8 protein-coding genes are annotated in these 12,064 nt (G+C 45.3%); all 8 read left to right on the plus strand.

The window, feature by feature from the left end:
* Positions 1-3: 3 nt before the first annotated feature.
* The 8 genes from GT575_RS06700 (at position 4) to ptb (ending at position 12,056) form a co-directional block, all read left to right on the plus strand.
* Positions 4-1,932 (plus strand): EAL domain-containing protein, encoded by a 1,929-nt coding sequence (locus GT575_RS06700; protein WP_055144168.1) that lies wholly within the window; start codon positions 4-6, stop codon positions 1,930-1,932.
* 15 nt (positions 1,933-1,947) lie between these two features.
* Positions 1,948-2,874, plus strand: a complete 927-nt coding sequence (locus tag GT575_RS06705; protein WP_022216037.1) for an AAA family ATPase — start codon at positions 1,948-1,950, stop codon at positions 2,872-2,874.
* A gap of 41 nt (positions 2,875-2,915) precedes the next feature.
* Positions 2,916-3,977, plus strand: coding sequence for a DUF58 domain-containing protein (locus tag GT575_RS06710; protein WP_161171760.1), 1,062 nt, complete (start codon positions 2,916-2,918; stop codon positions 3,975-3,977).
* Positions 3,970-6,330 carry a transglutaminase-like domain-containing protein gene (locus GT575_RS06715; protein WP_161171761.1) on the plus strand — a complete coding sequence of 787 codons (2,361 nt, stop codon included), beginning with the start codon at positions 3,970-3,972 and terminating at the stop codon, positions 6,328-6,330. Before GT575_RS06710 ends, GT575_RS06715 begins: the two co-directional genes overlap by 8 nt.
* Before the next feature lie 40 nt (positions 6,331-6,370).
* Positions 6,371-7,072 (plus strand): 5'-methylthioadenosine/adenosylhomocysteine nucleosidase, encoded by a 702-nt coding sequence (locus GT575_RS06720; protein WP_022216034.1) that lies wholly within the window; start codon positions 6,371-6,373, stop codon positions 7,070-7,072.
* 2 nt (positions 7,073-7,074) lie between these two features.
* Positions 7,075-7,557 (plus strand): S-ribosylhomocysteine lyase, encoded by a 483-nt coding sequence (locus GT575_RS06725; RefSeq protein ID WP_015534167.1) that lies wholly within the window; start codon positions 7,075-7,077, stop codon positions 7,555-7,557.
* Positions 7,558-7,792: 235 nt separating this feature from the next.
* A complete protein-coding gene (locus GT575_RS06730; RefSeq protein WP_161171762.1) occupies positions 7,793-11,032 on the plus strand; it encodes a SpaA isopeptide-forming pilin-related protein in 3,240 nt (1,079 codons plus the stop codon).
* A 103-nt stretch (positions 11,033-11,135) separates the two neighbouring features.
* Entirely contained in the window at positions 11,136-12,056 is a 921-nt protein-coding gene (gene ptb / locus GT575_RS06735) for a phosphate butyryltransferase (protein ID WP_022216032.1), read from the plus strand.
* Positions 12,057-12,064: the final 8 nt, after the last annotated feature.

Raw genomic sequence — 12,064 nt, forward strand, 5'->3', positions numbered from 1 at the left:
AATATGAGCAAAGTACTATACTTTGATTACGCGGCATTCTGCGTGTTTACTCTTATCATGGTCTCAGTCATCATGAAGAAGATGACCAGAGGCAAATTAAACAGGCAGTTTCAATTTGTTCTGACCATTGCAATGGTTGCCACAGCGTTTGATATAGGCGCCATCGCATTTGACAATATGGGTGAAAGGCATGTAGTCACCCAATACATATTCCATACGGGATATCTCTTTTTCCATGTCGTTTCATCGGCTATGTATGCCGCTTATGTGGTGAACATAGTGGATGCCATACATATATTCAGAGGTAAAGTTAAGAGTTTCATACTGGCACTTCCAACGTTGCTGTGCATGATCATGCTCGGAGTTAATTTTTTCACTCCGTGTGTATTCAGCATAGGCGGACAGGGAGAGTACAGAAGAGAGTTTTTCATGACATTTCTGTATGCTGCCGGAATATTTTATATGATTCTGGGCTTCATGGTTGTTACGAGATATCACAGGAGACTTACAAGAGGAAGATTTGTATCAACCATAGCGATATTCCCATTGGTTGTTGTTGCGGCCGTATTTCAGATGTTTAACCCGGATATTCCGATTGAGATGTTTGCAAATGCGATTGGATTACTGTTCGTTGCGTTGCTGATACAGAGTCCGGAGCAGATTATAAGCAGTGCCACGGGCCTGAACAAGATCACAAGATACATGGACGACGTGAGAAATTCTCTGGATAATGGCCTTGATATAACGGTAGTTATGATAACTATGGAGAATGACAAGACTCTTCGCGGGATTCTGGGAGTTGAGGAATATCATAAGCTGCTCAGGGAGATCTCTGAAGACTTTTTAGAGTGGAGCAGACCATACGGATATGATGTTGAGTGGTATTATCTGGGAACCGGAATGTTCAGATGTGTCATGAACCAGCGTATCAAGGATCAGGCTGAGGATTTTGCGGAGCGGATAAACGAGAAGCTGAAGAAGGGATATAAGTATAATGATATGTTTATAAATCTATTGCCGATAATATGTATCACCAGATGTCCTCAGGATATAGAGGATGTTGACAGTGTGATGCGGTTTGGCGGTGAGCTTGCTGAGCACGAGTATACAGGCCGTGTTCTCTATGCCAGAGATATCTATAACAAGGAAAGATATGATCTGATGCGGGACATGGGCATGATACTTGATAAGGCATTTGCCGAGAACAGGTTTGAGGTTTACTATCAGCCGATATACAGCATAGATTCTGGAAAGTATAACAGTGCTGAGGCACTTCTGAGATTAAATGATGATATGTATGGATACATTTCGCCGGAGATATTTATCCCTGCTGCGGAGGAGAATGGAATGATCCATAAGATAGGTAAGTTCGTTCTTGAAGAGGTGTGCCGTTTCATAGCTGGAGAGAAATTCAAGAATCTCGGACTGGAATATGTTGAGGTGAATCTGTCGGTCATCCAGTGCATGAGCAGTGAGTTATCAGAAGACGTGCGGGCGGTGATGGAGCGTTACGGAGTCAGCAATGAGCAGATAAATCTTGAGATTACTGAGACTGCGGCTGCCTATGCTCAGACGACAATAATGGACAATATCAACAGTCTCACAGATTATGGTATTGCATTCTCACTTGACGATTTTGGAACAGGTTATTCCAATATGAAGAGGATAGCATCCATGCCGTTTGCGATAGTTAAGCTGGACAAGACATTTGCGGATATAGACACAGATGACAAGATGATGAAGGTTGTCAAGAACACCATAAGCATGGTTAAGGATATGAATATGAAGATCGTAGTGGAAGGCGTGGAGACGGAGGAATCCCTCAGGGAGTTCAGCAATCTTGGAGTGAATTACATTCAGGGCTATTATTTCTCAAGACCATTGCCACAGGATAAGTTCATATCAGAGGTGAAGAGAGTTAACCAGAGCTAAGAGAAAGGACGGCGTATGACAGATATAGAGAACCGGGTCGTTGATGAGGTAGAGAAGGTCGTAAAGGGAAAAAGAGATATAATAATCAAGGTCTATGCTGCCATACTTGCGGGTGGACATATACTGCTTGAGGATATCCCGGGTGTGGGCAAGACCACTCTTGCAACGGCATTTGCCAGAACTCTGGATATGAAATATAACAGAGTCCAGTTTACACCGGATGTTCTGCCGAGTGACATAATGGGATTTTCCATGTACAATGCAAAAAGCGGTGAGTTTGAGTACAGAGAGGGTTCAGCGTTCTGTAATCTGTTCCTTGCGGATGAGATAAACCGAACATCGCCTAAGACTCAGTCGGCACTCCTTGAGATCATGGAGGAAAAACATGTGACAGTCGATGCTGTTACAAGGGAACTTCCACAGCCTTTCACGGTCATGGCAACCCAGAATCCGGTTGGTTCGTCGGGAACGCAGATGCTTCCGGAGTCCCAGCTTGACAGATTCATGGTGAGACTTTCCATGGGATACCCATCCCACGAGGCTGCGGTGCAGATACTTAAAGGTCAGGAATTTGTACCTATGGACAGTGTAGAGAGAATAGTGACGAGAGATGAACTGATAGGTCTTCAGGATAAGGCGAGAACTTTGAGTGTGCATGATTCAATATTTGATTACATAGTGACTCTGGTTGAGGCTACCAGGGAGAGTGAGCTCTTCTCGATGGGAGCAAGTCCGCGAGGCGCAAATGCACTTCTGCGGATGAGCAGAGCAATGGCGGTGCTCTCTGGAAGAGAATATGTTGTGCCGGGAGACATAGCAGAGGTGTTCAACGACGTGCTTGGGCACAGGGTAAAGCTTGCAGCCCGTGCCAGAGCTAATGGAATGACTGTCGCAGAGGCTCTGGATGAAGTGAGAAGTCAGGTTAAGGTTCCAAGGACTTAGAACTGAGAACATAAGAGATATAAGTAAAGGAGGATCAGCGGATGAAGTACGCATGGCATGTATTCAAATACATTCTCGTGTTTGTTATAAATCTGTTGATCCTTCTTTTTGTGCATTCATATTTTAATTTCATAGTTATGATACTGATGATAGTTCTGCCGGTCGTGTCAATAGTATGCACCTTTGTGCTTTCAAGGCATTTGACTGTAAAGTTTGGCGGCGGGGAGCAGAACCTTACGGTGGACTCGCCATTTCTCGTATCGGTTGTGCTCGACAACAGCAGCATTATTCCGAATATGAACACAGAGATAGAGATAAGCATGGAGAATGATCTTTTCCATACAAATGGCAGGCATACGCTGTGCATACCTGCATATTCGCGCAGTGCGAATGTGGTGGACTACCAGATAGCCCAGTCGTATGTAGGTGCACTGGAGGTGAAAGCGGACAGAATATGTGTTACTGACTGGCTTGGATTTGTGAGGATAAAGAGCAAATGCAACTCGGTAAAAGAGTACAAGGTTTTCCCTTCCGGAAAGGTTGATGTGGAGGCGGATATGACCGCGGTTTCACAGGGGATGAACGAGGCTGAGGAGAGCCGGAAAAAAGGTCATGATTTCTCCGAGGTTGTGGATGTGAGAGAATACCAGCCGGGGGATAAGCTTCAGAATATACATTGGAAGCTGTCAGCAAAAAAAGACGTGCTGATGGTAAAGGACAGAGAGAGCATGTCGTCAAGCCAGCTCATGATATTGGTAGAGCTTGCCGATGATGAGACACATATATTGAATGATGTACTGAAATCCGCCTACGGCATGGCTGTAAGTCTGTTGGATGAACAACTGCCGTTTACATTCTATTACTGGAGCGGCGCGCAGGGCGATATAGTCATGACTTCGATAGACAGCAGGGATGATCTCGCTGAATGGATGGAGAAGATCTTTTATGAGCAGGCGTATGCAGATTTTGGCTATGGGTTATCGATGCTTGAGAAGAATCTGGATTCTGACAGAAGGATCATAGTTGTTTCCGGCGATATGAGAGCGGATGGCAATGTAGTGTTTACATATGGAGATCGTGTGAAAGGATACATAATTGGGTAGAATCTTTGGTAGAAAAAAGAAAACTGAAGACAGGAAAGCGGTAGAATTCTGTGAAGGTGTAAGGCTGCTCAACGATCCGGAGATCACAGATGGAGGCAGAGAAGGCGCGGATTACAGAAAAAGAAAGCTGCGCAGAAGAAAATCGGACAGCAGAGGTATTGCTGCAAAATGCCTGCTGGAGATATTTATCATAGGCGGTTCAATGTGCGGCTTTTTGTCGTGTATAGATATGGCGTACGGTGTTCCCGTTATATTTCTGGCGTATGCGCTGCTGGCCATGTACTTCTGTGGTCTGTTCAAATCAGGCAAGGTGTGGGTGAGAGATGTTGGATATGTCATATTTCTTGTCACTTTTGTCCTGTTCATCATGCTCCTCAGACGTTATATAAACAGTGGATTTTATGCTATCGTAAATGAGTTTCTGGATCATGTGACTGATTATTATGGAGCCCAGGAGGTTAAGGTATTCTCCGAGACTTTGTCCAACAGGGCGCTCACTGTTCCTGTGGCAGCCATCGCTATAGGCTGTGTAGAGATAATAATCCTCAACATTTTCCTTAACACGAATATGAGTGTGTTCTGGGCAGTGTGGTTTTCACTTCCTGTGTTTATATTACCATTGTTTTTCAGGCTTGAGCCGGATGTTATTTACATGTTCATGGTATCCACAGGACTTTTGGGAGTTATCTGCCTTAAGGGAAATGGTCACTTCCGTATAACTGACAAGGACAGTACGTTTGAATATGATGAGAAGAAGCGAAGATTCAGTTACAGGCATAGTGACAGGGCGTCTCTGCAGCTTGCGGCCGGTGTGGCGGCTGTATGTATATTGGTGGGAAGTGCGGTTATCCTTGTCAAGCCGCAGCAGACTTATCTGTACAGGTATCGTGATAGCTCGGCGAAGAACAAGATCGAAGGCCCGCTTGGAAACCTCATCATGTATGGATTTGAATCCCTAAGGAATTCGGCGAATACCGGAGGACTGGCGAATGGAAAGCTTGGAGGCGTGTCGGATGTCACACTTGATGGACAGACGGATCTGATAATCACATTTGCACCATATAGCACAAACAGGATCTATCTGAAAGCGTTCGTTGGTGATGAGTATAGCTGGGATCATTGGGACAGAGATAAGGATGGCGACTATCCGTCACCGGTCAATTCTGAAGGACATGCCAGAGGACGAATGGATATACAGAACATAGATGGCGCCGGAGATCTAAAATATTACCCTTACTACACTGATATAGAAGCCATGAATACTTACAAAGAGGGCGATTCATTGTACAGTGTGGAGTACAGTCCATCCGCTCTGGCTGAGCCGGTTATGTCGTCGGTGGATGACAAGTATCTTGAGATTCCAGAGGAGAATATGGATTCAATACGAAGATTCTGTGAGAGCGCAGGAATCACGGAAAAAGACAGTGTGGATAATGTGCTGCAGAAGGTGTATATATACTTCCTGGAGAATTATCCGTACACACTGCATCCGGGAGCCACGCCGAGGGATGAGGATTATGTCAATTATTTCCTTGATACCACGAAGAAGGGCCTGTGTGCCAATTATGCCACTGCGGGGGCGCTGATCCTGAGATACATGGGGATACCCACAAGATATGTGGAGGGGTATGCCGTGGATTACACCGAGGTCCTTGACGGAACAATGCTCGATGAAGAACAGTTCAGTTACGATGATTATTATTCAGGCTCATCAGAGCTTGGAAGAACGGCTGTTGTTCAGGTGGATGTGGACGATGGCGGAGCTCATGCGTGGATAGAGGCGTTCATACGTGGCAGATGGCAGGTCGTGGAGCTGACACCTCCGTCGAGTGAAGATGAGGATGAGACCCAGGATGATTTCTGGTCCAGATTTGGAAGATGGCTCGTAGGTGATGACAGCGGAGATACCGGAACAGATACGACCGGCACAGCATTTTCACTTGGAAATGCCGTGTGGATAATATATGTTCTGGCGGGATGTATAGCATTTGCAGTGCTCTTGTTTGTGGGACGTATAGCAGTCAGGAAGATAGTTCGTTTTGTGGGTTATCACAGGAGAGATAAGACTGGAAATGTGATAGCTTATTATAGGTATATGTGTGATTATGCAAGACTTGCGTCGGATGATTTTTCGAAGGCGGGAAATCACAGGCAGCAGCTTGAATATTTCTGTAAGGGCGCAGATCCGGCGGAGACTGAGGACCTTGCGGCATATATGGAAGGCATAAGCTATGGCGGCGAGGTGTCCGGGGACGAATATGTACAGCGTATGGGAGAACTTCGGGTGCTGTTCAGGAGCTTTAGGAGACAGGTTCCTTTTATGAAGAGGATATACATATTCCGAATGTTGTAGTATAGTTGACAGGTAGCAATGGATAATGGAGGTATAAGAGATGCTTGGAATCATAGGTGCGATGGACGAGGAAGTCGCAAGATTGAAAGAGATGATAGATGGGCTCCAGGTCACAGACAAGTGTGGCATGAGCTTCTACAAAGGACAGATAGAAGGAACGGATGTCGTGGTCGTAAAGTGCGGTGTCGGCAAGGTCAATGCGGCCATGTGTACCCAGTCGCTGATCGACATGTATGGAGTGTCAGCTATCATCAACACCGGAATAGCCGGATCACTGGATGCTGACATAGATATAGGAGACATCGTTCTGGCTACGGATACCGTGGAGCACGATATGGATGTATCCGCCCTTGGATATGAGCCGGGTGTGATCCCTGATACAGAGCTGAGCGTGTTCAAGACCAGCGATGAGCTGCTTAAGATAGCACAGGACTCAGTGGATGCAGCAAATATAGGAGTCAAGGTGTTCACTGGAAGAGTGGTGAGCGGCGATCAGTTTATCTGGAGCAAGGACAAGAAGAAATGGCTTGTGGAGACATTTGGTGGAAGATGTGCAGAGATGGAGGGCGCGGCCATAGGACATGTTGCAGTGCTGAATAAGGTTCCGTACCTTGTTGTCCGGGCCATATCGGACAAGGCTGATGACAGTGCAGAGATGGATTATCCGACATTTGCGGCAAAGGCTATAGAGAACAGTGTAAACATGATGACAGAGATAATAAAGAGATATGAGGTGAAGTAGACATGGATAAGATAGCAAGTTTTCAGATAAATCATCTTCTCCTGAATCCGGGCATTTATGTGTCGAGAAAGGATAAGGCTGGGGATCAGATCCTCACAACATTTGACATAAGGATGACAAAGCCGAATTATGAGCCGGTTATGAACACTGCGGAGGTTCATACCATAGAGCATCTCGGTGCGACATTCTTGAGAAATAATGAAGAGTATAAGGACAGGGTCATATACTTTGGACCTATGGGCTGCAGGACGGGATTTTATCTCATACTCGCAGGCGATTATGAGTCGAAGGATATAGTGGAGCTTATGATATCAATGTTCGAATTCATAAGACATTATCACGATCCGATCCCTGGAGCAAATCCAAGAGAGTGCGGCAATTACCTGGATATGAATCTCGGTATGGCGAACTATCTTGCAGAGAAATTCCTGTCACAGGTTCTGTATGATATAGATGACAGCAGACTTAATTATCCAGAGGGTTAAATTCCAATTTACAAATGAGATCAAAATATACAGACCATGTAAAAAACGGGTGATTTTCAGTGGAAATTCGCTTTGTTGAGGAATGTTTGCCATTCTATTGACAATGAAGCTTGCGTGCTTTTTAATGCACGTAAGCTTTTTTTGTGCACATAAAACAGCTAAACAGATTCATGAAGACGGCTCTTACCGGATACGGTTATGAATGGGCTGAAACTCAAACAGAAAGGAAGAGATTATGAAAAGATTGTATGTATATAAGATTCTGCTGGCTGTTCTTCTGGCCGTATGTGTGGCCGGTGTGGTTTTTTATCATAGGTTCAGTACAAGGTCAAGTGCTGACGAACTGTATGCCGGGGAGAAAAGCAGGCATACTGATGTTATGGCCACCTCAACGGATGGAATTGCGGCTATGGCCGGATATGAGATAAGTTATGAAGATGTGGACTGCATCCTAAGCGGCGATGTGGTGTTTTACAATGGGATGCCATACACGAGGCATTACACGGTGCATAAGGATGGTGTAGAGTACAGGGCATACTGCGGCGATCATAAGAAATATGAAGTTAAGAGCACGGACAAGGTGGCATTTTCCGTGACAAATGACAGACTGCTTCAGAAAGCGTTTCTGTATGGACCGGGAAGTGAATATGCGTGGTCTGGTTTTAAGGGGGTGTCCGCAGATCACAGACAGCTCATCATGACACTGACTTTGAATTATATAAGACATGGACAGTATTTTGACGTTATAGACGAATTCTATAAATACATATCGGAGACAAAGCGAGATGAGATCGTCCTTCAAGGAGATCAGGCAGATATAGAGATAATAGATGATGGAAGCAAAGAGAATTACGGTAATTATGTAAGTCTTAAGGATTATACCGGTTATGTGGACAAGAAGACTGGTGAGAAGAGAAGAAGAACCAGGATAATGAGGTGTAAGGCAGATGCTGAGAATGGAGTGAGGATCTCGGTACCGGCGGATACATGGCTCCATATCAGGAAAAGCGGAGAAAAGGAGTTCACCATCCACAAGACAGGTAAGGTAACTATAATGGGAGGCGACAGATTCTTTTTCAGTGCTGAGAAGGCTCATAAGGGAACGGGCACAGTAAAGTCTGGTAAAGGGATCCCCGGAGTTACAGTGTATACTGTAGATTCCACTCAGGTAGATGATGACCAGCAGTTGTTATTTGGAACGGTAGCTTCAAGCAGTATTTCTATAGATATTGAATGGACGGGAGAGAAGCCTGTTCTTGGAAAGTTCAGTCTGCACAAGACCGACAGAGATTCCGGCGCCGGTGTGGGAGAAGCTCTGTACAATATTGAGATGGAAGTGAAAAACGGCACACAGAGTCTGCGCACTCTGGTGGCTCAGATAGAGACTGATGAGAATGGACATGGTATAGTTGTGATGTCAGAATATGGCGGACTTGGAACCTATGAGATCACAGATATGCCGTTCGGAACATACAGGATATATGAGGAAAGGGCTCCGTACAACTATGAGAGAAACAGTGCTGTGGCACAGCTCGTTATAAACGAAGAAGGAGAATTCCTGTCCGTGGATGGCAAGGAGGTCAGTACATCCACGGAGCTTGAAATAAGCTGGGAGACTTGGGACAAGGTGATCTCAGGCAAGATTGATCTGAGCATATACAAACAGGATGTGGAGACGGGAGATAAATCTCAGGGAGATGCTGTCTTGTCAGGGGCTGAGTTTACAGTCAATTATTACAGGAATTTTTATAATTCCGTGGACGAGCTTCCAGAGAAGCCGGATCAGAGCTGGACGCTTAAGACGGATGACAGCGGTAAGTGCGGCCTTGAGGATGTGGTTTTGCAGACGGGAACAATCACGGTTCAGGAGACAAAAGCCCCAGAAGGGTACACGCTTGTGAATTCAATATTTAAAAGCACAAAGAATGGCAATATTATAAAGGATAGTTCAGATGGAATATATCTGGACAGAATAGAACAGGATGGCGACACTGTTCGTCTGGTAAATGGCTACGAGCTTGTGGTCGGGAACCATGTCGTAAGAGGTGACTTCAAATTCAAAAAAGTGGTTGCCGAGGATGGGACAGCGATCGCAAATGTGAGATTCCTCGTCGAGAACTCCGATGGCACCCAGTCTGCGGAGATAACAACTGATGCCAATGGCGAATACTCCAGTTCTGCGGATGATATCTGGTTTGGGGATGGAAAGCCGGACAAGACCAAAGGGTCACTGCCGTACGGAGAGTACACATTGACAGAGCTTCGTTGTGATGCAAATAAGGGAAAGTATAAGAGCATTGCTCCGATAAAATTCAAAATAGATTCAGATGAGTGCGTGCTTGATCTTGGGGACATAGTTGATGAGAGGATGCCGGAGATAGAATCTGTAGCGAAGAACAGTGAAGACGGATCGAAGTTCATTGATCCGGATGCGGAAACTGTAGATATCACGGACACGGTGAGTATGAAAGGGCTGGATATCGGGCACAGATACAAACTGAGCGGAAGCGTTGTCTCACAGGAGTCGGGCAGACCGCTTGGGGCAGATGGATCAACGTCAGAGAAATGTTTTACCGCAGATGCAGAGGAGATGACGGTGGATGTGAATTTCAGGTTTTCGACTGACAGCATAAGTGGTTCGGCTCTTGTCTGCTATGAGGTGCTTACGGATGAGGATTATGAGGGAGAGGTCGTAGCTTCACATGAGGATGTGAACCTTGCTTCACAGACAGTTTATACAAAAGAAAAAGAGAAGATCAGAGGGAGCATAAGTGTCCACAAGACGGATGATATTCTGGAGACACCTCTTGCGGATGCGGAGTTCACATTGTATAGGGCATCTGATCATGAAAAGCTCATGACAAAAAAGACTGACAAAGCCGGCAGTGTAGAATTCACCGGACTCGAGCCGGGAGAGTATTATATAAAGGAGACCAGAACTCCCAAGGGTTATATTGCCGACCCGGGGGTAAATTCCATACCGGTAAGCGTGCCGGAGAGTGCAGATGAGCCACCGGTGATAAATGTCAAAAATCACTATGGCATGGTGCATATACTCAAGACGGATCAGGAGGATGGCAGTCCGCTTGCCGGGGCTGTGTTTGGCATATATGATGACCGGGGGGCTCTGATCGCAAAAGCTGAATCGGAAGAAAATGGACAGGCTGTATTTTACGGACTTGCCAGAGGCACGTATAGCATAGAGGAGTTAGCTGCCCCGGAGGGTTACGAAAAAACAGACAAAAAAATTCAGATAGACACATCAAAAAGTGAATATACCATGGATGATCCGGTGATCATAACAAATCAGAAAATAAAAGAACATCCATCACCCGACACACCAAACACTCCTGATACGCCGGACACCGGAGATCGGGATCCTGTTTCGAAGGTCATACTGCTTATGTGCTTTGCCGTAGTTTCGGTTGCGGGAATCGTATTTTACAGGAAAAAATTTACCGGAGAATCAAAATGACAGTAATAATAACATGGGACAATGTGGTTGACCTTTAGATTTATAAGTGATAACATACAAAATGGACTTGTATAAATAATAAATATCACGTGAGGTGCGAAAGATGAGTAAAAGTTTTGATGATTTATTGGCAAAGGTTTCACAGTGCAGCAGAAAGACAGTTTCAGTTGCAGTAGCACAGGATGCGCCTATTCTTGAGGCTGTAAAGGCAGCAAAGGAGAAGGGAATCGCAGATGCTATACTTGTGGGTGACGAGGCAAAGATCAGAGAGGTCGCAGATCAGATCGGTATGGATCTTACAGGTTATGAGATCGTAAATGAGCCAGATGATATAGAGGCTTCACTTAAGGCAGTGAAACTTGTTCATGATCATAAGGCTGACATGTATATGAAGGGACTTCTCTCAACAAAGGATTTCCTGAAGAGTGTCCTCAACAAAGAGGTTGGTCTCAGAAATGGTAAGCCACTTTCACATGTATGTGTATTTGAGATCCCTGGTATTGACAGACTCCTGTACCTTACAGATGTTGCGTTCATGACTTATCCTTCACTTGAGGAGAAGAAGTCGATCATAGAGAACTCTGTAGAGGTTGCTCATGCGTGCGGAATACCTTGTCCAAAGGTTGCTCCACTTGCAGCAGTAGAGGTTGTAAATCCTAAGATGCCTGTAACAGTAGAGGCTGCTGAGCTCACAAAGATGAACGAGAACGGTGAGATCACAGGCTGTATCGTTGACGGACCTCTTTCAATGGATCTTGCGATCGAGCCAGAGGCAGCTATCCATAAGGGAGCTACAGACAGAAAGATCGTTGGAGATGCCGATATCCTTCTGTTCCCAGACATACATGCAGGTAACCTTGTATACAAGACACTTGTTCATACAACAAAGTGTAAGAACGGATGTATCATAACAGGTACAGATGCTCCTGTAATCCTTACATCAAGATCAGATACATTTGAGGTTAAGCTCAACTCAATAGCACTTGCAGCAGTTGTTGCAGAGTCACTTAAGGCAAACAAATAAGCCATACA

The sequence above is a fragment of the Coprococcus sp. BIOML-A2 genome (assembly GCF_009875795.1).
In the GTDB taxonomy this organism is placed as follows: Bacteria; Bacillota; Clostridia; order Lachnospirales; family Lachnospiraceae; genus Coprococcus; species Coprococcus aceti.

Bases quoted from the DNA above. Each gene is read 5' to 3' on its own strand.
- GT575_RS06725 (WP_015534167.1), top strand. From the start codon at position 7,075: ATGGATAAGATAGCAAGTTTTCAGATAAATCATCTTCTCCTGAATCCG.
- GT575_RS06720 (WP_022216034.1), top strand. From the start codon at position 6,371: ATGCTTGGAATCATAGGTGCGATGGACGAGGAAGTCGCAAGATTGAAA.
- GT575_RS06730 (WP_161171762.1), top strand. From the start codon at position 7,793: ATGAAAAGATTGTATGTATATAAGATTCTGCTGGCTGTTCTTCTGGCC.
- GT575_RS06700 (WP_055144168.1), top strand. From the start codon at position 4: ATGAGCAAAGTACTATACTTTGATTACGCGGCATTCTGCGTGTTTACT.
- ptb (WP_022216032.1), top strand. From the start codon at position 11,136: ATGAGTAAAAGTTTTGATGATTTATTGGCAAAGGTTTCACAGTGCAGC.
- GT575_RS06705 (WP_022216037.1), top strand. From the start codon at position 1,948: ATGACAGATATAGAGAACCGGGTCGTTGATGAGGTAGAGAAGGTCGTA.
- GT575_RS06710 (WP_161171760.1), top strand. From the start codon at position 2,916: ATGAAGTACGCATGGCATGTATTCAAATACATTCTCGTGTTTGTTATA.